This is a genomic window from Streptomyces sp. MNU89 (assembly GCF_020982505.1).
GTDB classification, from domain to species: domain Bacteria; phylum Actinomycetota; class Actinomycetes; order Streptomycetales; family Streptomycetaceae; genus Streptomyces; species Streptomyces xinghaiensis.
The window spans coordinates 5,987,540-6,012,037 of sequence record NZ_JAJKLL010000001.1 but is presented as its reverse complement, the minus strand read 5'-3'; the positions used below and the strand labels follow the sequence as shown (position 1 = coordinate 6,012,037).

Genomic DNA, 24,498 nt, shown 5'->3' with positions numbered 1-24,498 from the left:
CGATCGTCGGCATGGACGACCTGCGGTTGGGCCTGCTGCTGAACGCGGTGTCCCCCGCCGTGGGCGGGGTGCTCGTCCGCGGGGAGAAGGGCACCGCCAAGTCGACCGCCGTGCGCGCGCTGTCGGCGCTGCTGCCGCCGGTCGCCGTGGTGCCGGGCTGCCGCTTCTCCTGCGATCCGCAGGCACCGGACGGCGCCTGCCCCGACGGCCCGCACCCCGCGGGGCCGGGGACGGAGCGGCCGGCCCGGATGGTCGAACTGCCGGTCGGCGCCTCGGAGGACCGCCTCGCCGGCGCGCTCGACATCGAACGCGCCCTGTCGGAGGGGAAGAAGGCGTTCGAGCCGGGGCTGCTCGCGGAGGCCCACCGCGGCGTGCTCTACGTCGACGAGGTCAATCTGCTCCACGACCATCTGGTGGACCTGCTGCTGGACGCCGCCGCCATGGGCGCCTCCTATGTGGAGCGCGAGGGGGTCTCCGTACGGCACGCCTCGCGTTTCCTGCTGGTCGGCACGATGAACCCGGAAGAGGGCGAACTGCGGCCGCAGTTGCTCGACCGGTTCGGGCTGACGGTCGAGGTCTCCGCCTCGCGCGAGCCGGAGCTGCGGGTGGAGGTCGTCCGGCGGCGGCTCGCCCACGACGACGACCCGGCCGGCTTCGCGGCCCGCTGGGCGGCCGAGGAGTCGGCGCTGCGGGCGCGGATCGCGGCGGCGCGCGCGCTGTTGCCGTCGGTCGTGCTGGACGACCGGTCACTGCGCCGGATCGCCGCCGTCTGCGCCGCGTTCGAGGTGGACGGGATGCGCGCGGACATCGTGATGGCCCGTACGGCGACGGCGCTCGCCGCCTGGGCCGGTCGCACGGACGTGCGCGAGGAGGACGTACGGCAGGCGGCGCTGCTGGCGCTCCCGCACCGCCGGCGCCGCAATCCGTTCGACGCGCCGGGCCTGGACGAGGAGAAGCTGGACCGGACGCTGGAGGAGTTCGGCGACGACGAACCGGACCCCGGCCCCGGCGGCCCGGACGACCCGGGTGACGGACCGGACGGTTCCGGGGGCGGGGACGGCGGAGACAGCGGCACCACGGACGACGGGAGCGCGCCGGGCGGGGACACCGCACCGGAGCAGAGCCCCGGCGGCCCGGAGGACGGGGGCGCCGCGGAGAGCCCCGGCGGCCGCCTGGACGGTGCGGGGGAGCCGGCGGGCGAGCCGTCCGCCGCGGCGGGGGACGAGCCCGCCGGGGAGGACCGGCCGGTCACCGGCGGGGACGGCCCCGAGCAGCGCGCGGTGGGAGCCGCCGATCCGTTCCGCACCCGGGTGCTGAGCGTGCCGGGCCTGGGCGAGGGGGCTGCCGGGCGCCGCTCGCGCGCCCGCACCCGGCACGGGCGCACCACCGGCGCGCGACGGCCGCGGGGCGCCCTGACGAAGCTCCATCTGGCGGCGACCGTCCGGGCCGCCGCCCCGTACCAGCGCGCGCGGGGCCGGGCCGGCAGCGGTCTGGTCGTGCGCCGCGACGATCTGCGGGAGGCGGTGCGCGAGGGACGCGAGGGCAATCTCGTGCTGTTCCTCGTCGACGCCTCCGGGTCGATGGCGGCGCGGCGGCGGATGAGCGCCGTCAAGGGCGCGGTGCTGTCGCTGCTGCTGGACGCGTACCAGCGGCGCGACAAGGTCGGGCTGGTCACCTTCCGGGGCACGGGCGCGGAACTGGTGCTGCCGCCGACGTCCTCCGTGGACGCGGCGGCGGCGCGGCTGGAGTCACTGCCGACGGGCGGCCGCACCCCGCTGGCCGCCGGGCTGCTGCGGGCGCGCGAGGTGCTGCGGGTGGAGCGGCTGCGGGACGCGTCCCGGCGGCCGCTGCTGGTGGTCGTCACCGACGGCCGGGCGACCGCCGCACGGAGCGCCGGGACCGGCGGGCGCGGCGGTACGGGCGACGGGGCACGCGCCGGGCGCGCGGCGGATCCGTTCACGCCGGTGGCGCGGGCCGCGCACCTGCTGGCCGCCGAGGGCACGGCGTCGGTGGTCGTGGACTGCGAGTCGGGGCCGGTACGGCTGGGGCTGGCCGGGGAGCTGGCCCGCCGGCTGGGCGCCGAGGCCGTGACCCTGGAGGAGCTGCGCGCGGACAGCGTGGCCGGGCTGGTCCGCGGCGTCCGGGGCACGCGGCGCGCACCGTCCGCGCAGCCCACCGGGCAGAGGCCCGGACCGGCGGCGGCAAAGACGACGGGAACGACGGGGACGACGAACACGACCGGGAGGGCCGCGTAATGCCGCAGGGAAAACCGAGCACGGTGCCGGACGACGGACTGACGACCCGTCAGCGCCGCAACCGGCCGCTGCTGATGGTGCACACGGGCCCCGGCAAGGGGAAGTCCACGGCCGCCTTCGGCATGGCGCTGCGGGCCTGGAACCAGGGCTGGCCGGTCGGGGTGTTCCAGTTCGTGAAGTCCGCGAAGTGGCGGGTCGGCGAGGAGCGCGCGCTGCGCGTCCTGGGCGCCTCGGGCGAGGGCGGCGCCGTCGTCTGGCACAAGATGGGCGAGGGCTGGTCCTGGACCCAGCGGGACATGGAGTCGAGCGAGGAGGCGGCCCGGGAGGGCTGGGAGCAGGTCAAGCGGGACCTCGCGGCCGAGACCCACCGCCTGTACGTGCTGGACGAGTTCGCCTACCCGCTCCACTGGGGCTGGATCGACACCGCCGAGGTCGTCGCGGTGCTCCGCGCCCGGCCGGGCACCCAGCACGTCGTGATCACCGGCCGCAACGCGCCACCGGAGCTGCTGGACGCGGCCGACCTGGTCACCGAGATGACGAAGGTGAAGCACCCGATGGACGCGGGCCAGAAGGGCCAGCGGGGCATCGAGTGGTGAGCACCCGCCCGCCGCGGCCCCGCCCGCCGGAGCCCCGTCCGCGGCGGCCCCGCACACGGTGCCGCGTCTGGTGATCGCCGCGCCCGCCTCGGGCAGCGGCAAGACGACCGTGGCCACCGGTCTGATCGCCGCCTACGCCGGGCGCGGCCTCGCCGTCTCCCCGCACAAGGTCGGCCCGGACTACATCGACCCCGGCTACCACGCGCTCGCCGCCGGCCGCCCCGGACGCAACCTGGACGCCTATCTGTGCGGCCCGGAGCGGATCGCCCCGCTCTTCCTGCACGGCGCGGCCGGCGCCGACCTGGCCGTCGTCGAGGGCGTGATGGGCCTCTACGACGGCGCCGCCGGACAGGGCGAGCTGGCGTCGACCGCGCAGGTGGCGAAGGTGCTCCGGGCCCCCGTGGTGCTGGTCGTGGACGCCTCCTCGCAGTCCCGTTCGGTGGCGGCCCTGGTACACGGATTCGCCTCCTGGGACCCGGAGGTGCGCCTGGCCGGGGTCATCCTCAACAAGCTCGGCTCCGAGCGGCACGAGGAGCTGCTGCGGGAGGCCCTGGACGAGTCCGGGGTGCCGGTCCTGGGCGCGCTGCGCCGTTCACCGGACGCCGGGACGCCCTCGCGCCATCTGGGTCTGGTGCCGGCCGCCGAGCGGCGGGCCGAGGCGGTCGCCTCGGTGGCGGCGCTGGCGGCCCGGGTGCGGGCGGGCTGCGATCTGGACGCCCTGTACGCCCTGGCGCGCAGCGCCCCGCCCCTCCCCGGACCGGTCTGGGACCCGGCCCGGGAAGCCCTGGCGGGGGCGGCCCCGGCGGGGGGAACCCCGGTGACGGGTGCCCGGGCCGGCCTGGCGCCCCGAGCTCCGGGGCCGCCCCGGCTTCCCCGGTCCCCGCGCCTCCCCGGTGGTGGCGGCCGCGGCGCCGGAGAGCCGGAGCGCGCACCGCCCGGCGGCCCCGGCGCGGGGCGCGTCCGGGCACGGGGCCGGGGCGTGGCGGGACCGGAGGGACCGGCCCGGGCGCCCGGTGGTCGCCGTCGCGGGCGGTCCGGCCTTCACCTTCTCGTACACCGAGCACGCCGAACTGCTCACGGCGGCCGGCGCCGATGTCGTCACCTTCGACCCGCTGCACGACGAGAAGCTGCCGCCCGGCACCGCCGGACTCGTCGTCGGCGGCGGCTTCCCCGAGATGTACGCGCCCGAGCTGTCGGCGAACGAGCCGCTGCGCGAGGCCGTCGCGGCGCTCGCCGCCCGGGGCGCCCCGGTGGCGGCGGAGTGCGCGGGCCTGCTGTACCTCGCCCGGTCGCTGGACGGCAGGCCGATGTGCGGGGTCCTGGACGCGGAGGCGCGGATGACGGAGCGGCTGACGCTCGGCTACCGCGAGGCCGTGGCGCTCTCGGACAGCCCGCTGGCCCCCGTGGGGGCGAGGCTCCGGGGCCACGAGTTCCACCGCACGGTGATCGAGCCGGGCGCGGGCGCCGCGCCGGCCTGGGGGCTGCACCGGCCGTCGCGCCGCGTCGAGGGCTTCGTCCGGCGGGGTGTCCACGCCTCCTACGTCCATCTGCACTGGGCGGGCGCCCCGGGCACGGCCCGCAGATTCGTCGAATGGTGCGCGGGATGAGCGGGATGAGCGGGCACGGCCGAGAGGCCGGCCGGGGCCCCGTGCTCGCGGCCGGGGTCGGCGCGCGTGCCGGGGTCACCGAGGGCGAGGTGCTGGCGCTGCTGCGTGCGGCACTGGAGGCGGCCGGGCGGCGGGACCCTGCGGTCGCCGTGCTGGCGACCGCCGAGACCAAGGCGGGTGAGGCGGGCATCGCCGGGGCGGCGGCCCGGCTCGGCGTACCGCTGGTGACGTACACGGCGGCGGAGCTGGCCGCCGTGGACGTGCCGCACCCGTCCCGTACAGTGCTCGGCGCGGCGGGCACACCGAGCGTGGCCGAGGCGGCCGCCCTGCTCGCCGCGGGGCCCGGGGGCGCGCTCCTGGTGCCCAAGTCCGCCTCGCCCCGGGCCACGGTGGCCGTGGCCCGCTTCCCGGCCGCCCGGGCCCGCAGCCGCCTCCGCACGGCCCCGGCCCGCACACCCGTACCCGCGGGCCCCGTGCCGCCCGGCCCGGCACCGGCCCGCACCCGAAAGGCAGGACTCCCATGACCGCGCCGCCCGGACCCGATCTGCGCCACCACGGCGACGCCGAGGTGCGCGGCACCGGTCTCACCGACCTGGCCGTCAACGTCCGCGCCGGCACTCCCCCGGACTGGCTCAGGGCCCGGATCGCCGCCTCCCTCGGCACACTCGCCGCCTATCCGGACGGCGCCCCGGCCCGCGAGGCGGTGGCGCGGCGGCACGGGCTGCCCGTCTCCCGGGTGCTGCTGACGGCCGGGGCCGCGGAGGCGTTCGTCCTGGCCGCCCGGGCCTTCCCGGCCCGCCGCCCGGTGGTGGTGCACCCGCAGTTCACCGAGCCGGAGGCGGCCCTGCGGAACGCCGGCCACCGGGTGGAACGGGTGCTGCTGCGCCGCGAGGACGGCTTCCGGCTCCGCCCGGACTCCGTACCGGAGGACGCGGATCTGGTCGTGGTCGGCAACCCCACCAACCCGACCTCCGTGCTCCACCCCGCGGACGGCCCGGCCGGTGTGGCGGCGCTGGCCCGGCCCGGGCGGCTGCTGGTCGTCGACGAGGCCTTCATGGACGCGGTGCCGGGCGAGCACGCCTCGCTGGCGTCACGGACGGACCTGCCGGGACTGGTGGTGCTGCGCAGCCTCACCAAGACCTGGGGGCTGGCCGGGCTGCGCATCGGCTACGTCCTCGCGGAACCGGAGCGGATCGCGGCGCTGGAGCGCGCCCAGCCGCTGTGGCCGGTGTCCGCGCCGGCCCTCGCGGCGGCGGAGGCCTGCTGCGAGCCGGCGGCGCTCGCGGAGGCGGAGCGCGCCGCGGAGCGCGGGGCGGCGGACCGGGAGCATCTGCTGGCGCGGCTGGCGGAGTTCGGCGAGGTCGCCGTCTGCGGTCCGGCCGCCGGGCCGTTCGTGCTGCTCCGGCTGGAGGGAGCGGCCGCCGTACGGGAACGGCTGCGCGAGCACGGCTTCGCGGTCCGCCGGGGCGACACGTTCCCGGGGCTCGGTCCGGAGTGGCTGCGGCTGGCGGTCCGCGATCCCCGGACCACGGACCGGTTCGCCGATGCCCTGGCCAAGGCCCTCACCGACCGCTGACCCCGCCGGCCGCCGGCCTCGCGGGCACCCCCGCCGTACGGGCGGCCGTGCGCGGCCCGGGCCGGAAGGTACGGCCCGGACAGCGGCGGGAAGGCCGACGGCGCGGGCCGCCCCACCCCCGGGGCGGCCCGCGCCGTCACCTTCCCGGTCCGGGCCCGGGACCGGCGGCCCCGGACCCGTCGCGGTCAGCCGCGGCGGGCGGCCGCCCGGCGCCGTGCGACGAAGACCGAGACTCCGCCGGCCGCGAGCAGGGCCCCGGCACCGGCCGCCAGGTACGGGGTGGTGGAGTTGCCGCCGGTGGCGGCGAGGTTGTCCTCACCGCTTCCCGAGCCGGTCTGGGTGCTGACGCCGTCGCCGGAGCCGTCGCCGTCACCGGAGCCGGAACCGTCACCCGAGCCGTCGCCCTCGCCCGAGCCGCCGCCGGAGCCGCCGGTGCCGCCCTCGGTCGCTCCGCCGTTGCCGGTGCCCGGCCCGCCGTCACCGGAGCCCCCGGCGGGGCTCACGCAGGTGGCCTCCACCAGGGTGACCTTGCCCTCCACGGCCGCGACGTTGAGCTTCTTCGGCGCGGTCAGTTCCGGGGTGACGGACACCTGGAGCTCCAGGGCCGTGGCCGCGGCGGTCGTCGCCGTGGTGGTGGTCTTCGCCAGGGCCAGCTCGACCGAGCCGACGCCCTTGACGTCCGCCCGCGCGGTGCCCTCGGCGCTCAGCTCGACCCGCTGGCCGAAGACCGTCACATGGCCCGGGATCTTCGCCTCGGCCGTCGGCTGCTTCCCGGCCGGGCACACGGCGGTGGACGTGACCTGGTCGAGCTCGATCAGCGGGCGGTGCTTGAGCCCGGGCACGTACACCCGGGCGTTCACGAGATTGGCCCGCCCCTCGGCCTTCCCGGCCTCCGTCTTCGCGTCGGCGGTGGCGACGGCGGCCTTCAGCACCTCGACGGGACGGCCCCGGTGGGCCCCCTCCACCCGGGCGGTCAGCAGGGTCTCACGGGCCGACTCCGGGGCCTGGACCTCGTTGAGCGTGACGTTCAGCGGCACCCGGGTGCGGTCGAGCAGGGTGACCCCGAGGTCCGCGCGGAGCACGACCGCTCCGGCCTTGCCGTCCCCTCCGGAGGCGTACGCGGGCGCGGCACCGGCGAGGAGGACCGGGGCGGCGGCCAGAGCGGCGGCCGTCAGCGCGGCGGCGGTACGGCGCACGGGCGGGACGAAGGCATTGCTGTTCAAGGTGTGGAACCCCCACAAGAGAAATGGAGTCGCCGGCGCGGTCCGGGGGACGTCTGCGCGGCGACCTCTTACGCAACGCATACTTACGTACTGTCGGTGAACAGGCAGCAACATGACGTGAGTTCACACCATCGGGTGGTTTCTGGGCGCGCGTTCGACTCGCCGGCCCGGGAAGCCCGCCGGGCCCCGTCCCGGCCCCGGCAGCACGGCGGCTCCGGGGGCCGGGGGCGGGGCCTGGCGGGGACCCGCCGCAGCGGCTCCCGTACGGCGGCTCAGCCGGTGACGCGGCCGCGCAGCACCACGTGCCGGGGCGCCGCCAGAACGCGGACGTCCTCGCGCGGGTCGGTGTCGTACACCACCAGGTCCGCGGGGGCGCCCTCGGTCAGGCCGGGGCGCCCGAGCCATTCCCGCGCGCCCCAGGTGGCCGCCGACAGCGCGGTCGCCGCCGGGAGCCCGGCCTTCACCAGTTCCGCGACCTCCTGCGCGATCAGGCCGTGCGGGAGGGAGCCGCCGGCGTCGGTGCCGGCGAAGACCGGGATGCCGGCGTCGTGGGCCGCGGCCACGGTCTCGTAGCGCCGCTCGTGGAGCCGCCGCATATGGTCCGACCAGCGGGGGAACTTCTCCTGGCCGCCGTCGGCGAGCCGCGGGAAGGTGGCAATGTTGACGAGGGTGGGGACGATGGCCACACCGCGCTCGGCGAAGAGCGGAATGGTCTCCTCGGTCAGCCCGGTGGCGTGCTCGACGCAGTCGATGCCCGCCTCCACCAGGTCGCCCAGCGAGTCCTCGGCGAAGCAGTGGGCGGTGACCCGGGCACCGAGCCGGTGGGCCTCGGCGATGGCGGCCTCCACCTCGCCGCGCGGCCAGCAGGGGGCGAGGTCGCCGGTGGAGCGGTCTATCCAGTCGCCGACGAGCTTGACCCAGCCGTCACCGCGGCGCGCCTCACGCGCCACATACGCGACGAGGTCGCCCGGCTCGATCTCATGGGCGTAGTTGCGGATGTAGCGGCGGGTGCGGGCGATGTGCCGGCCGGCACGGATGATCCGGGGCAGGTCCTCGCGGTCGTCGATCCAGCGGGTGTCGGAAGGCGAACCGGCGTCGCGGATCAGCAGCGTTCCGGCGTCGCGGTCGGTCAGGGCCTGCTTCTCGCTGGTGGACTCGTCGACCGGGCCCCGGGCGTCCAGGCCGACGTGGCAGTGGGCGTCGACGAGTCCGGGGAGGACCCAGCCGGTGAGGGTGGTCACCTCCCGCGCGGCGGCGGGGGGCTCGTAGGTGACGCGGCCGTCCCGCACCCACAGCTCGTCCCGGACGTCCTCCGGGCCGCGGAGCACCCGTCCCTTGATGTGCAGCACCGTGCCTTCGCTCATGGCAGGCACTCTACGAGCGGCGTGGTACGCGGGAGGGGCGGGCCCGGCCCGCGCGGGGTCCGCGAGGGGCGGACGGACTTCGGGGCGGTTGGGTTCCATGATTCCGGTGACAGTTTCGCGCATTCGCGCTATGTTCTCCTCAACGGAATTCCGTATTCTCCAAGTGCGTAGAGTCCGGAACTCTTCTTCCCGCTTTCCCGTGTCTCAAACACACGGATTCGCCACAGACCTCAGGGGCCTCTCCCGTGGCTGCGGCCTGGGTTGTTACGGATATGTGACGCGATCCACAGGCCGCCCGGTTCATCCGGGAATCAGCCCATATATACGGGCAATCAGGCGGGGTTTCGCGCGCCCGCACGGCCGCGCCCGAATAACACAGGCACCCCCGTCCGCGTAACCCCTTGCCCCGATGCATTTTTAACTTTTGCTCGGTAAATTGAATACGCATGACCGCCGCGCAAGCAGACCACGCAGGTCCCCGTACGGAATTCTTGGAAATGCCGGAAGGACTCAAGCTCGACACGCCACGCGTCGACGACGGAGCCGCGATCTGGCGCATCGCCCGCGACTCCGAGGTGCTCGACCTCAACTCGTCGTACAGCTACCTCCTGTGGTGCCGCGACTTCGCCGCCACCTCCGTGGTGGCCCGCGGCGCCGACGGCGAGCCGGTCGGCTTCGTGACCGGATACCTCCGCCCCGAGGCCCCCCGCACCCTCGTCGTCTGGCAGGTCGCCGTCGACGAGAGCCAGCGCGGGCGCGGCCTCGCGGGCGCCCTGCTCGACGGGCTGACCGAGCGGGTCGCCCACGAGAAGGACATCGACCGGGTCGAGACCACGATCACCCCGGACAACACGGCGTCGAACCGCCTGTTCACCTCGTTCGCCGAGCGGCACGGCGCGGCCGTGGAGCGCGAGGTCCTGTTCGACCCGGGCCTGTTCCCCGAGGAGGGGCACCTGCCCGAGGTGCTGTACCGGATAGGACCCCTGCCGTGGACGGCGCCACCGCGCTGACCCGGGCCCCTCACCCGGGCCCCGGAAACCCCGACTCCGAGCCCTGCCCGCCCCCACCGACTTCCTTCACTCCCCAGACCACTCCCTGGAGTTCGCTGTGACCATCACCCCGCCCGCCCTGAGCGTCTTCGAGAGCCTCGAATCCGAGGTTCGCAGCTACTGCCGCGGCTGGCCGGCCGTGTTCGACCGGGCCAAGGGCAGCTACATGTACGACGAGGACGGCCACACCTATCTCGACTTCTTCTCCGGCGCCGGAGCCCTCAACTACGGCCACAACAACGAGGTGCTGAAACGCGCGCTGCTGGACTACCTGGAGCGCGACGGCGTCACGCACGGCCTGGACATGGGCACCACCGCCAAGCGGGCCTTCCTGGAGTCCTTCCAGAACACGATCCTGCGGCCGCGCGACCTGCCGTACAAGGTCATGTTCCCCGGCCCGACGGGCACCAACGCCGTCGAGGCCGCGCTCAAGCTGGCCCGGAAGGTGAAGGGCCGCGAGGCGATCGTCTCCTTCACCAACGCCTTCCACGGCATGTCCCTCGGCTCGCTGGCCGTCACCGGCAACTCCATGAAGCGTGCCGGCGCCGGCATCCCGCTGGTGCACGGCACCCCGATGCCGTTCGACAACTACTTCGACGGCAAGGTCCCGGACTTCCTGTGGTTCGAGCGGCTGCTGGAGGACCACGGCTCCGGGCTCAACCAGCCCGCCGCCGTGATCGTCGAGACCGTCCAGGGCGAGGGCGGCATCAACGTCGCCCGTCCCGAGTGGCTGCGCGCCCTGGCCGACCTCTGCCGGCGCCGGGACATGCTGCTGATCGTCGACGACATCCAGATGGGCTGCGGCCGTACGGGTGCCTTCTTCTCCTTCGAGGAGGCGGGCATCACGCCGGACATCGTGACGCTGTCGAAGTCCATCAGCGGCTACGGGATGCCCATGTCGCTGACGCTGTTCAAGCCCGAGCTGGACGTGTGGGAGCCGGGTGAGCACAACGGCACCTTCCGCGGCAACAACCCGGCCTTCGTGACGGCCGCCGCGGCCCTGGACACCTACTGGGCCGACGGCCAGATGGAGAAGCAGACCATCAGCCGCGGCGAGCAGGTCGAGCAGGCGCTCACGGCGATCACCGAGGAGCACCCGCGGCTCGGCGGCGTCGTGCGCGGCCGCGGTCTGGTCTGGGGCATGGAGTTCACCGACAAGTCCCGCGCGAGCGCCGTGTGCAAGCGCGCCTTCGAGCTGGGACTGCTGGTCGAGACGTCCGGGCCGCAGAGCGAGGTCGTCAAGCTGCTGCCCGCGCTGACCACCACCCCCGAAGAGCTGGACGAGGGTCTGCGGATCCTCGCCCGGGCGGTACGCGAGACGGTCTGAGCCATCTCCCCGGGGCAATCCGGCTTGTTTGCCGGGTTGCCCCGGGCCCGCGTATCGCCGACCGTAGAAAAGAAAGGCAGAACACCGTGATCGTCCGATCCCTCAGGGACATCGAGGGGACCGACCGGCACATCAAGTCGAAGTCGGGCACCTGGGAGAGCAAGCGCATCATCCTCGCCAAGGAGCGGGTGGGCTTCTCCCTCCACGAGACCACGCTCTACGCGGGGACCGAGACCAAGATGTGGTACGCCAACCACGTCGAGGCGGTGCTGTGCGTGGAGGGTGAGGCCGAACTCACCAACGAGGAAACGGGCGAGAAGCACTGGATAGAGCCCGGCACGATGTATCTGCTGGACGGGCACGAGCGCCACACGATGCGGCCGAAGACGGATTTCCGTTGCGTCTGCGTCTTCAACCCGCCGGTCACCGGCCGTGAGGACCACGACGAGAACGGTGTCTACCCGCTGCTCACCGAGCCCGAAGAGGGCTGACCGACCCCGACGAGGGAAACGGACCGAAGCAGGGACGTAACGAGAGGAGAAGGTGCAGCACCATGACCATCGCACCCGAGCGGACGACCGATCTCTACCCGACCCGCGGCGCCACGGAGGTGGCCACCCCGCGGGTGGACCCGGTCGTGTGGTCGGCTCCCGGAACCCCCGGCCCGATCTCCGAGAACGAACTCAGCGACTTCGACCGTGACGGCTTCATGGCGGTCGACCAGCTGATCACCCCTGACGAGGTCGCGGTCTACCGCGACGAGCTGAACCGGCTGGTCACCGATCCCGAGGTGAAGGCCGACGAGCGTTCGATCGTCGAGCCCAAGTCGCAGAAGGTCCGGTCGGTCTTCGAGGTGCACAAGATCAGCGAGGTCTTCGCCGGGCTGGTCCGCGACCCGCGGGTGCTGGACCGCGCCCGCCAGATCCTCGGCTCGGACGTCTACGTCCACCAGAGCCGGATCAACGTCAAGCCGGGGTTCGGTGCCTCCGGGTTCTACTGGCACTCCGACTTCGAGACCTGGCACGCCGAGGACGGCCTGCCCAACATGCGCACGGTGTCCGTCTCGATCGCGCTGACCGAGAACTACGACACCAACGGCGGTCTCATGATCATGCCGGGTTCGCACAAGACGTTCCTCGGCTGCGCCGGCGAGACCCCGAAGGACAACTACAAGCGGTCGCTGCAGATGCAGGACGCGGGCATCCCGTCCGACGAGGCGCTGTCCGGCTTCGCCGAGAAGCACGGCATCAAGCTGTTCACCGGCAAGGCCGGTTCGGCGACCTGGTTCGACTGCAACTGCATGCACGGCTCCGGGGACAACATCACCCCGTTCCCGCGGAGCAATGTCTTCATCGTCTTCAACAGCGTGGAGAACCCGGCGGTGGAGCCCTTCGCGGCCCCCATCCGCCGGCCCGAGTTCCTCGGTGCCCGGGACTTCACGCCGGTGAAGTAGCGAGATGACCCAGGCTCGCAGGGTGTGACCTGGGTCCGGGCCGCGGCCTCCTCGAGGAAAGGGGAGGGGCACGTCCGGATCGGGCTCCCACTGGGCGAGTGACGGCGGCCGTCGCCGGGAGGCGTTCCCGGTGACGGCCGCCGTCGCGTACCCGGAGCCGGGTCAGGGGCGGGCCGGGAGGCCCGAGAGGACGTCGAGCAGCCGGTCCACGTCGGCGGCGGTGTTGTAGAGGTGGAAGGCCGCCCGCAGATTGCCGGCCCGGATGGCCACATGGACGTCCGCCGCCGTCAGCGCCTCCTCGGCGTGGCCGAGCCCGGGGACGGCGACGATGGCGGAGCCCGGCTCGGACACCGGTTCGTACCCCAGCTCCGCCAGCCCGGAGCGGCAGCGCTCGGCGAGTGCCAGGTTGTGGGCGCGGATGGCTTCGGGGCCGGTCTCCTCGATGACCGCGAGCGCGTGCGGGGCCGCGAGGTACGCCAGCAGCGCGTGGCTCTCGTCGAACCGGCGTGCGGAGCGGGCGAGCCGGCGCACCGGGCCGTAACAGCTCTCCCAGGGCTCCTCCCCCGCCGTCCAGCCGGAGAAGACCGGGCGCAGGCCCCCGCCGTCCTCCGGGACGGTGAGGAAGGAGACACCGCGCGGGCAGAGCAGCCACTTGTAGGCGCCGGTGACGGTGTAGTCGAAGTCGCCGGCGTCCACCGGGAACCAGCCGAGAGCCTGGGTGGCGTCGACGAGCGTACGGGCGCCGTGGGCGCGGGCGGCCGCACGGATCGCGGCGAGGTCGGCGACCCGGCCGTCGGCGGACTGGACGGCGCTGACGGCGACGAGCGCCGTACCCGGCCGGACCTCGTCCGCCAGGGCGGTGAGCGGCACACTGCGCAGCTTGAGATCGGGACGGACGGCGAAGGGGTTGACCAGCGAGCTGAAGTCCCCGTCGGCGACGAGGACTTCGGCCCCTTCCGGCAGTGAGCCGGCGATGAGGCCGGTGTGGACGGCGACGGCGCCCGAGGTGGCCACGCGCCCGGGGTCCACCCCGGCCAGCCGGGCGAAGGACGCACGGGCCCGGTCCACCGAGGGGAAGCCGAGATCCGGCGAGGGACGGCCGTCGGCGGTGCCGTCGACCCCCTCCCGGAGCACGGCCGCGGCCTCCCGGGGCAGCAGTCCCATCGAAGCGGTGTTGAGATAGGTCGACTTCGGCGCGAAGTGCGCCCCTCCCAGAGTGGTCTCCATACCAGCCACTATGGGCGGGACGCCGTCCTTCCGTCCACGGGGTTGTGACCGCGCGGCACCGGGTCGCGGAGGCGTCAGGCGTCCGCCGGGCGCGGCAGGGCCAGCTCGTCGCCGACGCCGACGCGGCGCAGGATGGCCGAGACGTGCTCGTACACCAGCCGGCGGGCCTGCGCGCCCTCGCCGCGGGACAGGGCCTCGGCGATGGCCCGGTGCTCCGCGACGTTGCCGCGCCGGTTGTCCGGGCCGGCGGTGGAGGCCGCGGCGACGTGCAGGCTGCGGTCCCACAGCGTCTCGTGCATCCGGGCGACCACGGCGTTGCCCGCCGCCGCGACCAGCTCGCCGTGGAACTGCCGGGCCTGGAGCAGGGTCGCCTCGGCCGTGTCCTTGTCGTGCAGCAGCGGGATGAGGTCCCGGCCCAGCCGGCGCGCGTGCTCCCGGCCGCGGGCGACCACGGAGTCGATCGCGAAGACCTCCAGGAGCAACCGGGCCTCCATGACGTCGCGTGCCTCCTCCAGGTCCAGCGGAAGGACCAGCGCGCCGTGCGACCGGTAGAGACGCAGGGCGTTCTCCTCGACCAGGCGTCCGAAGGCCGCCTCGATGGCCGGAAGCGGCAGGCTCGTCTCCGTCGCGACCGCTTCCGGGGTGATGATCTGCCCCTGGGCGTAGCGGCCGTCCGTCATGCGGGTCCGGACGGCGTCGTACGCCTCGTGGACCGCGGCATTCCCTTCCGGCATGCCCCCATTGTCCCGTTTTCGCGGCGGATGGCACTCCGTCTGCGGCGGGGAGTCCGCGCGCGGTGCGACCGTGCCGCTCTCTCAGCGCGGCGCGCGGTTGTCTCCCCGGCGCCCGCCCGTTACGCCGAACAGGTTCCCCGGGGGCCCGTGGCCGCCCGCCGGTGCCGCTGCGGTCAGAGTTCCGGCTCGCCGTCGACGCGGCGCGGGAGGCTCAGCGGGTTGTCGTCCCTGAGCTCCGGGGGCAGCAGCGCCTGCGGGGTGTTCTGGTACGCCACCGGGCGGAGCCAGCGCTCGATCGCGGTGGAGCCCACCGAGGTGGAGGTGGAGGTGGTGGCCGGGTAGGGACCGCCGTGGTGCTGTGCCGGGGCCACGGCGACGCCCGTGGGCCAGCCGTTGACCAGCAGCCGGCCGGCCAGCGGGGTCAGCTCGGCGAGCAGCCGGGCGCCGGAGCCGTTCTCCTCCGCCGCCTCCCGCTCGCCGATGTGGACGGTGGCGGTGAGGTTGCCGGGCAGCCGCTCCAGGACCGCGGAGACCTCGGCCGCGTTCTCGTAGCGGACGACGACGGTGACCGGGCCGAAGCACTCCTCCAGCAGCAGCTCGTGGGCGTCGCCCTCGGTGAGCCGTGCCGCCGGGACGGTGAGGTATCCGGCGCCCACGGCCAGCTCGCCGCTCTCGCCGGGGGTGACCGGGCTGTCGACCCCGGGGAGGTCCAGCCGCTCGCGCACCCCGCGGACGAAGTTGTCGCGCATCCGGGAGTCGAGCAGCACCCCCGCCTCGGTCCTGCTGACCGCGTCGGTGAGGGCGGACAGCAGCCGGTCCCCGGCGGCACCGGAGGGGGCCAGCACCAGGCCCGGCTTGACGCAGAACTGCCCGGTGCCGAGGGTCATGGACCCGGCGAGGCCGGTGCCGATCTCCTCGGCGCGCTCGTCCGCCGCCGCCTCGGTGACGACGACCGGGTTGAGGCTGCCCAGCTCGCCGTGGAACGGGATGGGGACCGGGCGGGCGGCGGCCGCGTCGAAGAGCGCCCGGCCGCCGCGGACCGACCCGGTGAACCCGGCGGCCGAGACCAGCGGGTGCTTGATCAGCTCGACTCCCGCCTCGAAGCCGTGCACCAGGCGGACGACATCGGCCGGGAGCCCCGCCTGCACGGCGGCGCGGCGCAGCACGGAGGCGCAGAGTTCGGAGGTCGCCGGGTGGTCGGGGTGCGCCTTGACGACGACGGGGCAGCCGGCGGCGAGCGCGCTGGCTGTGTCCCCGCCGGGGACGGAGAAGGCGAGCGGGAAGTTGCTCGCGGAGTAGACGGCGACGACGCCGAGCGGGACCTTGTAGCGGCGCAGGTCGGGGCGCGGGACGGGCTTGAGGTCCGGGTCGGCGTGGTCGATCATCACGCCGAGGAAGGAGCCCTCGTCGACGAGGTCGGCGAACGCCCTGAGCTGGTACGTCGTCCGGGCCAGCTCGCCGGTGAGCCGGCCGGGGCCGAGCGCGGTCTCCGCGTCGGCGGCCTCGACGACATGGTCACCGGCCTCGTCCAGGAGGTCGGCGGCCGTGCGCAGGAAGGCGGTGCGCACGGCGCGGTCGGCGAGGCTGCCGCGGACCGCGTGCGCGGCGCGCACGGCCTCGTCGACCTCCGCGGGCGTGGCCTCGACGGCCACTTCCTCCCGCTGCTTCCCGGTCCGGGGATCGACGCTCCACACTGCTGTGGCCACTTGCGGTTCCTCCAGCTCATACCACGTAGGCGGCGTTCGAGATACTGAACGCTGTTCCTGATGCTGAATACCCTTGGACCCTATTTCCGGGGCACGGAGAGGGTCAAGGCTCGGCCCCCGGTGCTCCGCGGAGCACCCGGGCCCCGGGACCGTACTCCCCGCGGGCGCGGGCGTGCGGCGCGTCCGGGCCGGCCGGACTCCCGGGAGCACCGGAGGGACCGGCCGGCCCGGACGGTCCCGGCGCCCCGCCCGGGGCCGGGACCGTGCCGGCTCAGCGCCGGCCGGCGCCCGCGTGCCGGGCCACCAGGTGCGGGACGGCGCGCGGGTGGTCGACGCGGGGGCGGAGTTCCGGGGTCCAGCCCGCGTCGTCCCCGAGCCGTTCCTCCGGGACACCGGCGTTGTGGACGGCGAGCAGGTCCACGGCCTCCCCGTTCACCAGGTTGTTCCGCTCGGTGAGGGCCGTGCCCTTCCAGCTCTTGATCACCTTCGCGGGGTCCACCGCATCCGGCAGGGTGAAGGCGTTGGCCTCGGCGACGAGCCGGGACTCGAAGCCGACCCCCCAGCTGTAGCCGTAGCGTTCGCCGGTCGTCAGATAGTGGTTGTTGTAGACGTCGACCTGCCCGAAGCGCACCCGGGGCGCCCGCTCGACCACGTCGCGGAAGAGGTTGTGATGGAGGGTCACCCGCAGCCGGCCCCGGTCGGTGTCGCCCGCGCTGTCGCTGTTGCCGATCATCAGGGTCTTGTCGTGGTCGGCGAAGACGTTCCAGGAGGCGGTGACGAGGTCGGCGCCGCGCACGATGTCCAGCTCGCCGTCGTGCTGCTGGAACAGCACGCCGAAATAGCGCGGCTGTTCGCTGTCGGGGCGGCGGCCGTCGGTGAAGGTGTTGTGGTCGATCCAGACGTGGCGGGAACCGTACACGACGAGGTTGTCGTACTCGGAGTTCCAGTTGCCGTCGGCGCCGTCGGTGGGGTCCCACTGCGGGAAGCAGTCGTACGCGTCCTCGAAGGTGACGCCCCGGATGACGACGTTCTCGGCGGCCCTCACCTGGAGGCTGGCCCCGAGCAGGCGGGCTCCGGGACCGGCGCCGACGATGGTGGTGTTCGAGCCGACGGCCAGCCGCACCCGCTCCGCCTGGCGGGCGGCGGAGGCGGCGCGGGCGTCCTCCATCGGCCCGGAGGGGTCGGCATCGCCCCAGGTGTCCGGGTCGTAGGCGGCGAGATAGCCGTCGAGGGTGTAGCCGTCGGTGGCGTAGTCGGCGCAGGAGAGGGGCCGGCCGGCGTCGTCGGTGTTGGCGTCGACCGTGCCGGCGATCCGGATGACCTTGGGGGTGGGATCGCCGCCGTTCAGCGCCGCGGCGAGCTCGGCCCGGGTGCGGACGGTGAAGACGTGGTCCGCGTCGGCGGCCGCGCCGCCGGTCGTGCCGCCCTCCGCCGAGGCCCAGCCGTCACCGGCGGGCAGCACCGGCCGGTCGCCGGACGGGGCGGGGACGGACGCGGGCGGGGCCGGTGCCGCGGCCCCGGCCGGGGCGGGGGACAGGGCGAGCGCGGCACCGCACAGCAGGGCGGCCATGGCACGCACATGACATGACGCTCTCGGCATGTCGGACTCCTGGGGATCGTGGGGGAACGGAAGGAATCGGAGGCTCACTTCTCCTGCTGCTCCTTCCACTCCGCCTGGGCCTCGTTGATGAGTCCGGCGAGCTTGTCGGCGAACTCCTTCGCGGTCATCTCGCCCAGCAGCAGCTTCTGGAAGTCCGGTTCGGTCCCGGCCTTGCTGATGTTGTTCCAGTCCGGCAGGTAGTAGGGCAGCTGGACGATCTTCGTCTCGGGGTCGTTGACGGATTCCATGGCGGCCTTCACCGGCGCCGCGTCCTCGATCCAGGCGTCCCCGACGGCGTCCGTGCGGGCCGGGATGGCGCCCGCCTCCTCGTTCCAGAGGCTGTTCATCTCGTGGGAGACGGCGAACTCGATGAACTTCCAGGCCGCGGCCTTGTTGTCGCTGCTCCGGAACAGCCCCAGCCCGTCGACCGGGTTGGACGGAATGGTGCGCGGCGCGCCGTCCGCCGAGGGCGGCAGCGGGATACCGGCGATCCGGTCCTTGCCGAACGCCTTCACATGGTCGGGGTACGAACCCAGGTTGTGCAGCAGCATCCCGATGTCGCCGCTGTCGAACTGGGCGACCATCTTGGTGAAGTCGTTGTTGAGGTCGGCGGCGGGCGTGGCCTTCTTGTAGAGGTCCGTGTACCGCTCCAGCGCCTCGACGTTCTCCGGGGCGTTGACCGTGGTCTTCTCCCCTTCCCAGAAGGTGTCGACCCCGGACTGGGCGTACATCATGTCCAGCGCCTGGGCGACGGATCCGGCGCCGCCGCGGATGGTGAAGCCGAACTTGTTGTCCTCCGCGTCGGTCAGCTTCTCCGCCGCCCCGTAGAACGTCTCCCAGTCGTCCGGCGCGTCCAGCCCCGCCTTCTCGAAGAGGTCCGTGCGGTACCAGAGGACGCTCTGGTTGGCGGAGGTCGGCACGGAGAACATCTCGTCGCCCTCGCCGCCCGCGGCGCGGACGCTCTCCACCATGCCGTTCGACAGCCTGCCCTTGAGGGGGCCGCCCTCGATGCGGTCGCCGACCGGCTCCAGCGCGCCCTGCGCCACCATGTTCGCCAGATCCGCGGTCTTGACGCCGCCGACGTCCGGCAGCCCGCCTCCGGCGATCGCGGTGTCGTACTTCGACTGCACCTCGGTGATCGGCACGGGCACGTACGTGACGTCGATGTCCGGGTGCTTCTTCTCGAAGGCGGCGATGATCTTCTTCCAGACGGGGGTGCGGACGCCGCCGTTGTTGTCCCAGAACTCGACGGTGCCCTTGCCGTCGCCCTCTCCCCCGGCCGCGTCGCCGGAGTCCCCGCAGGCGCTCGCGGTCAGGGCGAGCACGGCGGTGAGGGCCACGGCCGCGGCGGGCCGTACGGCTCTCCGGGGGCGTGGGCCGGGGCGCTGGTCCCGGTGTGCTGTCGTCATCTCGGCTCTCCTCGGTTCTCGGTTCTCGGTTCTCGGTTCGGTGACGCGGGGGTCCCGGCCCCGCGGTGTGCTGCTGTGCTGACGTACGGGTGCCTGCCGGCGCAGTGGTGTGCCGGCGTACTCGTGGACCGGCCGGCCGTGTGCCGCGCCCGGCGGTCCGGGGGCTACGGCCGCCGTTCCTCCTCTCCACCGGGCACCCCGGCCGGTACGGCCCAGTCCGCACCCAGTTCGGAGAAGAGGGAGAGGGTCTCGGCGCTCGCCGCGACCAGCTCGTCGACACCGGAGATCACCCGCCGCGGTGCCGTGCCCCCGCTGCGCCAGGCCGGTCCGTCCGCCCGGTGCCAGACCGGCTCCGTCAGCCGCACCGGCGGCGGCGCGGTCCGGACCGCCTCGACGACGCGGGTGAACGCGCCCGTGCGGTGCGCCGGTACGAGCAGGGGCGAGCCGGTGGCGAGGTGCGCGAGCAGGTCCTCCAGCAGGTCCGTCCGCCCGTACAGGCGTTCCTCCGGGGCGTGACCGGCGCGCTGCACCAGCACCCGGTCCCGCGTGTACCAGAAGGTGATCCGGCCCCGGTCGCCGTGGACGAGCAGATACGGGTCGGCCGTCCGTTCGGCGCAGAGGGTCACGGCCACGGTGATCCGGGTGCCGCGTGCCGTGGTCAGCCGCAGGCAGGAGGTGTCGTCCGCCTCGATCTCGTGGGCCCGGTACTGCTCCAGTTCGATCCCGGCCAGGTCCTCGGCCCGGTCGCTGCCGTCGATGCGCAGCGCCGTGGCCACGGCGTGCGCGAGGGGGTTGGTGAGGACCCCGTCGACGACGTCCCGGCCGCCGAGGGTCCGCCGTCCGGCCCAGGGCGCTCGGGTGTAGTAGTCCTCGCCGCGCACCCAGGCCCCCGCGCCGCCGATGCCGCGCACCCGGCCGACGGCTCCGCCGCCGATCAGCCCGGCGATGGCGTCCAGGGCGTGCGAGCCCAGCGACTGGAAGCCGATCTGGCAGGCGGTACCGGCCGCGGCGAGTCCCTCGGTCAGCCGCCGGAAGTCGTCGTACGAGGGGGTCGGCGGCTTCTCCAGCAGCAGGTGCGAGCCCGCTCGGGCGGCGGTGAGCGCCAGCTCGGTGTGGGTGTGGATCGGTGTGCAGACGACGGTGATCCGCGCGCCGGTCCGTTCCAGCAGCCCGGCGAGGTCCGGGGACTGCTCGACCCCGTCGAAGCCGGCCAGCTCCTCCGCGGCGAGCGGCTGGAGTTCGCACACCCCGGCGAGCCGGACCCGCCCGGCCTCCGAGAGCCGCCGCAGGTTCTCCAGGTGCCAGGAGCCGTGGCCGCGCCCGCCGGCGAGCACCACGGGCACCGGCCCGTCCGGTCCGTCCGCGGGCCCGGCCTCCGGCCGGACGTCCGGCCCGGTGACCGGTCCGGCGCGGAGCACCGCGTCCGGTACGGTGCCCGGCCCGGCCGGCCCGGCGTTCGCTCCGTCAACTGCCGTCATGTCTCTCCCCGATGTCCTGTTCCTGGCCGCCTCCGGGCGGCTCAGCCCTTGACCGCCCCGGCGCTGAAGCCGGCGATGAGCCACTTCTGGATGAAGGCGAAGACGATCACCACGGGCACGGCGGCCACGACGCCGCCCGCGGCCAGCGCGCCCAGGTCGACGCTCTCCGCGCCGATCGTGTAGTTGAGTCCGACGGGGATCGTGTACTTCTCCTGCGAGCTGAGGAACATCAGCGCGAAGAGGAAGTGGTTCCAGCTGTGCACGAAGGCGAAGGAACCGACCGCGATCAGCCCCGGCCGCAGCAGCGGCAGCACCACCGCGCAGAAGGCCCGGAAGCGCCCGCAGCCGTCGACCCAGGCGGCCTCCTCGAGTTCGGCCGGCACATTGCGGATGAAGCCGCTGATGAGGATGAGCGAGAGCGGCAGCTGGAAGACGGTCTCGGCGATGACCACGCTCCACAGCGAGTTGACGAGGGCCAGCTCGCGGAAGATCTCGAAGAGCGGTACGAGCATCAGCGCGCCCGGGATGAACTGCGAGCACAGCAGCGCCAGCATGAAGCCGTTCCGGCCCCGGAACCGGAACCGGGCCAGGGCGTAGCCGCCGACCAGCGCGACGGCCGTGGTCATCACCAGGGACGCGACGCCGACCAGCAGGCTGTTGCGGAAGAAGACCGCGAAGCCCAGGTCGTTCCAGACCTTGTCGAAGTGCGCGGCCGTGACCGGCCAGGGCACGAGCGAGGTGGAGCCCGCCGGGCGCAGGGCGAACAGCAGCATCCAGTAGAACGGCACAAGGGTGAAGAACAGATACAGCCCGAGGGGCAGGTAGATCTGCCAGCGCGGCGTGCGTTCCCCGGCCGGGCCGCCGCCGGTGCCGGGACCGCGCCGCAGGCGGCGTGCGGGGGGCGCGCTTCCGGTATGCGCTCCGGCGCGTGCCCCGGTGGCCGAGCCCTGGTCGGTGATGGCGGTGGTGGTCATCAGCGGTCGCCCCCGAACTTGCTGAGCCGCAGGTAGAGGATTGAGCAGAAGAGGAGGATCACGAACGCGACGGTGGTGAGCGCGGAGGCGTAGCCGAAGTCGTGCCCGTGGATGCCGGTGTTGGCGACGTAGAGCGGCAGCGTGGTGGTCGCACCGGCCGGTCCGCCGCCGGTGAGGGTGTAGAGCAGGTCGACGTTGTTGAACTCCCACACCGCCCGCAGCAGCGTGGAGAGGACGATCGCGTCCTTGAGGTGCGGCAGGGTGATGTGCAGGAACTGCCGCATCCGCCCGGCGCCGTCGACGGAGGCCGCCTCGTAGAGGTCCCGGGGGATGGACTGCAGGTCGGCCAGGATGAGGATGGCGAAGAAGGGGACGCCGCGCCAGAGTTCGGCGAGGACGGCGGCCCAGAAGACGGTCCCGGGGTCGGAGAGCACCGAGGTGCCGTACGAGCCGACGCCGGCGTCCGCGAGATAGCGGCTGACGCCGGTGGACGGGTTGTAGAGCAGCATCCAGATGGTGGTGGTCAGCACACCGGAGACGGCCCAGGGCGAGAAGACCAGGGCGCGGGAGATGCCGCGGCCCACGAACGTCTGGTTGACGATGAGCGCCAGCGCCAGGCCCAGGGCGAGCTGGAGCGAGACCTCGGTGCCGACCCACTGGGCGCTGAAGACCAGGCTCTGCCAGAACAGGTCGTCGGCGAGGAGGGCGGAGAAGTTGTCGAGGCCGGCGAAGCCGTTCCGCCAGGGCTTGGTGACGTTGTAGTGCCGGAGGCTGTAGTAGAGGACGCTGATCATGGGATAGGCGAGGAAGCCCAGCATGAGCAGCACGGCCGGTGAGATCAGCAGATACGGGAGACGGGCCGGGCCGCCCGCCCGGCGGCGGCCGGTCCCGCGGGGTTCTTTCGCCACGGCGAGGGCCATGACTGCTCCTTACGTCGAGCGGGGCGAGCGGGTGCGGGGTCGGAGTGGGGTGGGGTGGGGTGGGGTGTGCGGGTCGGGTGCGGTGTGCGGTGTCGAGTTAAGGGGTTAAGCGCTTACTACGCGGGGTGCGGCGGTTCCGTTCGACGGGACGGCGGACGGGGACGGAGGGCGGCTCGGCAGGGGCGCGGGGGCGCGGCGCGGGCCGCTATCCCGCGTAGGGTTCGGGGACCTCGCCCGGCCGGGCCAGGAAGTCGAAGTCGCAGCCGGTGTCGGCCTGGGTGATGTGCCGCTGGTAGAGCGCGCCGTAGCCGCGCCCGTACGGGGCGGGCGGCGGCCGCAACTCCTCGCGGCGGCGGGCGAGTTCGGCCTCGTCCACCTCCAGGCGCAGCAGCCGCGCCGGTACGTCGAGGGTGACGGGGTCGCCGGTGCGGACCAGCGCCAGCGGCCCGCCGGCGTGCGACTCCGGGGCGATGTGCAGCACGCAGGCGCCGTAACTGGTGCCGCTCATCCGGGCGTCGGAGAGCCGCACCATGTCGCGCACCCCCTCCTTGAGCAGGTACGCGGGGATCGGCAGCATCCCGTACTCGGGCATCCCGGGGCCGCCGAGCGGGCCGGAGCCGCGGAGCACGAGCACGCTGTCGGCGGTGATGCCGAGCGCCGGGTCGTCGATGCGGTCCTGGAGCTGCCGGTAGTTCTCGAACACGACGGCGGGTCCGGTGTGCCGCAGCAGCCGGGGCTCGGCGGCGATGTGCTTGATCACGGCCCCGTCGGGGGCGAGATTGCCGCGCAGTACGGCGATGCCGCCCTCCGCGGCCAGCGGATCGTCCGGGGGCCGGATGACGTCGTCGTCGTGGACGAGGGCCCCGGCGATCTGCTCGCGCAGCGTGGCGTGGGCGGCGGTGGGCCGGTCGAGGTGGAGGTGCCCGGCCTCCGCGAGCCGTGCCAGCAGGCCCGGCAGCCCGCCCGCGTAGTGGAAGTCCTCCATCAGATACGCGCCGCCGGGGCGGAGGTTGGCGAGGACGGGCACCCGGCGGGCGATGGTGTCGAAGTCGTCCGGGGTGAGCTTCACGCCCGAGCGGCCGGCCATCGCGATCAGATGGATGATGGCGTTGGTCGAACCGCCGAGCGCCACGGCGGTCGCGATGCCGTCCTCGAACGCCTCGCGGGTCAGGAGCTCCGGCAACCGCAGGTCCTGCCACACCAGTTCGACGGCGAGACGTCCGGCCGCGGCGGCCATCCGGCTGTGCCCCGAGTCCACGGCGGGGATCGAGGAGGCTCCGGGCACGGTCACCCCCAGGGCCTCGGCGACGGCCGTCATGGTGGAGGCGGTGCCCATGGTCATGCAGTGGCCGGGCGAGCGGGCCAGGCCGCACTCCAGTTCGGCCAGTTCGCGGTCCCCGATGAGCCCGGCGCGCTTGTCGTCCCAGTACTTCCACATGTCGGTGCCGGAGCCGAGGGTCTCGCCGCGCCAGTGGCCGCGCAGCATCGGCCCGGCCGGGACGAACACGGCGGGCAGCCCGGCGGAGGCGGCGCCCATCAGCAGCGCCGGTGTCGTCTTGTCGCAGCCGCCCATGAGCACGGCGCCGTCCACCGGATAGGAGCGCAGCAGCTCCTCGGTCTCCATCGCCAGCAGATTCCGGTAAAGCATGGGCGTCGGCTTCTGGAAGGTCTCCGAGAGCGTGGCCACCGGGAACTCCAGCGGGAAGCCGCCCGCCTGCCAGACGCCCCGCTTCACGGCCTCCGCGCGCTCGCGCAGATGCTGGTGGCAGGGGTTGATGTCGCTCCAGGTGTTGAGGACCGCGACGACGGGCTTCCCCAGGTGTTCCTCGGGCAGGTAGCCGAGCTGGCGGGTGCGGGCCCGGTGGCTGAAGGACCGCAGTCCACCGGTGCCGTACCAGGCGTGGCTGCGCAGCTCCTCCGGGCTCTTCACCCGCTCGCGCCGGGCCGCGTCCGCGGACGGGCCGCCGTCCGGACGGGGCGCCGCCCCGGTGCCGCCGGTG

General features: G+C 74.0%; 19 protein-coding genes and 1 pseudogene. 9 read left to right on the top strand and 11 right to left on the bottom strand.

What is annotated here, in order from left to right; all coding sequences use genetic code 11:
• The first annotated feature begins 11 nt into the window (after positions 1 to 11).
• The 5 genes and pseudogenes from E4N63_RS25660 to cobC all read left to right on the top strand — a co-directional run bounded on the left by E4N63_RS25660 (position 12) and on the right by cobC (position 6,034).
• Positions 12 to 2,255 carry a putative cobaltochelatase gene (locus tag E4N63_RS25660; protein ID WP_230242655.1) on the top strand — a complete coding sequence of 748 codons (2,244 nt, stop codon included), beginning with the start codon at positions 12 to 14 and terminating at the stop codon, positions 2,253 to 2,255.
• Complete coding sequence (gene cobO / locus E4N63_RS25655; RefSeq protein ID WP_230241794.1) at positions 2,255 to 2,851, top strand: cob(I)yrinic acid a,c-diamide adenosyltransferase; 597 nt, start codon at positions 2,255 to 2,257, stop codon at positions 2,849 to 2,851. The genes E4N63_RS25660 and cobO overlap by 1 nt, the downstream gene beginning before the upstream one ends.
• Before the next feature lie 58 nt (positions 2,852 to 2,909).
• Positions 2,910 to 4,458 (top strand): annotated as a pseudogene (locus E4N63_RS25650) (cobyrinate a,c-diamide synthase).
• Positions 4,455 to 4,982 (top strand): cobalamin biosynthesis protein, encoded by a 528-nt coding sequence (locus E4N63_RS25645; RefSeq protein WP_230241793.1) that lies wholly within the window; start codon positions 4,455 to 4,457, stop codon positions 4,980 to 4,982. The pseudogene E4N63_RS25650 and the gene E4N63_RS25645 overlap by 4 nt, the downstream one beginning before the upstream one ends.
• On the top strand, positions 4,979 to 6,034 hold the full coding sequence (gene cobC / locus E4N63_RS25640) for an Rv2231c family pyridoxal phosphate-dependent protein CobC (RefSeq protein ID WP_230241792.1): 1,056 nt from the start codon (positions 4,979 to 4,981) through the stop codon (positions 6,032 to 6,034). The genes E4N63_RS25645 and cobC overlap by 4 nt, the downstream gene beginning before the upstream one ends.
• A gap of 185 nt (positions 6,035 to 6,219) precedes the next feature.
• On the opposite strand, the gene E4N63_RS25635 is transcribed toward cobC, so the two are convergent.
• On the bottom strand, positions 6,220 to 7,257 hold the full coding sequence (locus tag E4N63_RS25635) for an SCO1860 family LAETG-anchored protein (protein WP_230241790.1): 1,038 nt from the start codon (positions 7,255 to 7,257) through the stop codon (positions 6,220 to 6,222).
• Positions 7,258 to 7,529: 272 nt separating this feature from the next.
• The gene (locus E4N63_RS25630) at positions 7,530 to 8,621 is read right to left on the bottom strand and encodes an amidohydrolase family protein (RefSeq protein WP_125625955.1); all 1,092 of its coding nucleotides are present in this window, start codon (positions 8,619 to 8,621) and stop codon (positions 7,530 to 7,532) included.
• 446 nt (positions 8,622 to 9,067) lie between these two features.
• Between E4N63_RS25630 and ectA the strand changes: the two genes are divergently transcribed.
• The 4 genes from ectA to thpD all read left to right on the top strand — a co-directional run bounded on the left by ectA (position 9,068) and on the right by thpD (position 12,450).
• Positions 9,068 to 9,631 carry a diaminobutyrate acetyltransferase gene (gene ectA, locus E4N63_RS25625; RefSeq protein WP_176743615.1) on the top strand — a complete coding sequence of 188 codons (564 nt, stop codon included), beginning with the start codon at positions 9,068 to 9,070 and terminating at the stop codon, positions 9,629 to 9,631.
• Between the two features lie 97 nt (positions 9,632 to 9,728).
• Positions 9,729 to 10,997 (top strand): diaminobutyrate--2-oxoglutarate transaminase, encoded by a 1,269-nt coding sequence (gene ectB, locus E4N63_RS25620; RefSeq protein WP_125625837.1) that lies wholly within the window; start codon positions 9,729 to 9,731, stop codon positions 10,995 to 10,997.
• Between the two features lie 86 nt (positions 10,998 to 11,083).
• Positions 11,084 to 11,488 (top strand): ectoine synthase, encoded by a 405-nt coding sequence (locus E4N63_RS25615; protein ID WP_125625836.1) that lies wholly within the window; start codon positions 11,084 to 11,086, stop codon positions 11,486 to 11,488.
• A gap of 62 nt (positions 11,489 to 11,550) precedes the next feature.
• Positions 11,551 to 12,450 (top strand): ectoine hydroxylase, encoded by a 900-nt coding sequence (gene thpD, locus E4N63_RS25610; RefSeq protein ID WP_125625835.1) that lies wholly within the window; start codon positions 11,551 to 11,553, stop codon positions 12,448 to 12,450.
• A 162-nt stretch (positions 12,451 to 12,612) separates the two neighbouring features.
• Here thpD and E4N63_RS25605 read toward each other — a convergent pair whose 3' ends face one another.
• The 9 genes from E4N63_RS25605 to araD all read right to left on the bottom strand — a co-directional run bounded on the left by E4N63_RS25605 (position 12,613) and on the right by araD (position 24,428).
• Positions 12,613 to 13,677, bottom strand: a complete 1,065-nt coding sequence (locus tag E4N63_RS25605; RefSeq protein WP_125625834.1) for an aminotransferase class V-fold PLP-dependent enzyme — start codon at positions 13,675 to 13,677, stop codon at positions 12,613 to 12,615.
• Between the two features lie 74 nt (positions 13,678 to 13,751).
• Entirely contained in the window at positions 13,752 to 14,411 is a 660-nt protein-coding gene (locus E4N63_RS25600; protein WP_125625833.1) for a GntR family transcriptional regulator, read from the bottom strand.
• Positions 14,412 to 14,584: 173 nt separating this feature from the next.
• The gene (locus E4N63_RS25595) at positions 14,585 to 16,117 is read right to left on the bottom strand and encodes an aldehyde dehydrogenase (NADP(+)) (RefSeq protein WP_125625832.1); all 1,533 of its coding nucleotides are present in this window, start codon (positions 16,115 to 16,117) and stop codon (positions 14,585 to 14,587) included.
• Positions 16,118 to 16,388: 271 nt separating this feature from the next.
• On the bottom strand, positions 16,389 to 17,717 hold the full coding sequence (locus tag E4N63_RS25590) for a polysaccharide lyase family 1 protein (protein ID WP_230241789.1): 1,329 nt from the start codon (positions 17,715 to 17,717) through the stop codon (positions 16,389 to 16,391).
• Between the two features lie 44 nt (positions 17,718 to 17,761).
• Positions 17,762 to 19,126, bottom strand: coding sequence for a sugar ABC transporter substrate-binding protein (locus E4N63_RS25585; RefSeq protein ID WP_125625831.1), 1,365 nt, complete (start codon positions 19,124 to 19,126; stop codon positions 17,762 to 17,764).
• Positions 19,127 to 19,290: 164 nt separating this feature from the next.
• The gene (locus tag E4N63_RS25580) at positions 19,291 to 20,604 is read right to left on the bottom strand and encodes a Gfo/Idh/MocA family protein (RefSeq protein ID WP_230241787.1); all 1,314 of its coding nucleotides are present in this window, start codon (positions 20,602 to 20,604) and stop codon (positions 19,291 to 19,293) included.
• A gap of 41 nt (positions 20,605 to 20,645) precedes the next feature.
• Positions 20,646 to 21,578 carry a carbohydrate ABC transporter permease gene (locus E4N63_RS25575; protein WP_230241786.1) on the bottom strand — a complete coding sequence of 311 codons (933 nt, stop codon included), beginning with the start codon at positions 21,576 to 21,578 and terminating at the stop codon, positions 20,646 to 20,648.
• Positions 21,578 to 22,498 carry a carbohydrate ABC transporter permease gene (locus E4N63_RS25570; protein WP_019709607.1) on the bottom strand — a complete coding sequence of 307 codons (921 nt, stop codon included), beginning with the start codon at positions 22,496 to 22,498 and terminating at the stop codon, positions 21,578 to 21,580. Before E4N63_RS25570 ends, E4N63_RS25575 begins: the two co-directional genes overlap by 1 nt.
• A 205-nt stretch (positions 22,499 to 22,703) precedes the next feature.
• On the bottom strand, positions 22,704 to 24,428 hold the full coding sequence (gene araD / locus E4N63_RS25565; RefSeq protein ID WP_228429835.1) for an L-arabinonate dehydratase: 1,725 nt from the start codon (positions 24,426 to 24,428) through the stop codon (positions 22,704 to 22,706).
• Positions 24,429 to 24,498 lie beyond the last annotated feature (70 nt).

Bases quoted from the DNA above. Each gene is read 5' to 3' on its own strand.
- E4N63_RS25630 (WP_125625955.1), bottom strand. From the start codon at position 8,621: ATGAGCGAAGGCACGGTGCTGCACATCAAGGGACGGGTGCTCCGCGGC.
- cobC (WP_230241792.1), top strand. From the start codon at position 4,979: ATGACCGCGCCGCCCGGACCCGATCTGCGCCACCACGGCGACGCCGAG.
- E4N63_RS25605 (WP_125625834.1), bottom strand. From the start codon at position 13,677: ATGGAGACCACTCTGGGAGGGGCGCACTTCGCGCCGAAGTCGACCTAT.
- cobO (WP_230241794.1), top strand. From the start codon at position 2,255: ATGCCGCAGGGAAAACCGAGCACGGTGCCGGACGACGGACTGACGACC.
- E4N63_RS25575 (WP_230241786.1), bottom strand. From the start codon at position 21,578: ATGACCACCACCGCCATCACCGACCAGGGCTCGGCCACCGGGGCACGC.
- E4N63_RS25590 (WP_230241789.1), bottom strand. From the start codon at position 17,717: ATGCCGAGAGCGTCATGTCATGTGCGTGCCATGGCCGCCCTGCTGTGC.
- E4N63_RS25580 (WP_230241787.1), bottom strand. From the start codon at position 20,604: ATGACGGCAGTTGACGGAGCGAACGCCGGGCCGGCCGGGCCGGGCACC.
- E4N63_RS25645 (WP_230241793.1), top strand. From the start codon at position 4,455: ATGAGCGGGATGAGCGGGCACGGCCGAGAGGCCGGCCGGGGCCCCGTG.
- ectA (WP_176743615.1), top strand. From the start codon at position 9,068: ATGACCGCCGCGCAAGCAGACCACGCAGGTCCCCGTACGGAATTCTTG.
- E4N63_RS25585 (WP_125625831.1), bottom strand. From the start codon at position 19,126: ATGACGACAGCACACCGGGACCAGCGCCCCGGCCCACGCCCCCGGAGA.
- E4N63_RS25570 (WP_019709607.1), bottom strand. From the start codon at position 22,498: ATGGCCCTCGCCGTGGCGAAAGAACCCCGCGGGACCGGCCGCCGCCGG.
- E4N63_RS25600 (WP_125625833.1), bottom strand. From the start codon at position 14,411: ATGCCGGAAGGGAATGCCGCGGTCCACGAGGCGTACGACGCCGTCCGG.
- E4N63_RS25660 (WP_230242655.1), top strand. From the start codon at position 12: ATGGACGACCTGCGGTTGGGCCTGCTGCTGAACGCGGTGTCCCCCGCC.
- thpD (WP_125625835.1), top strand. From the start codon at position 11,551: ATGACCATCGCACCCGAGCGGACGACCGATCTCTACCCGACCCGCGGC.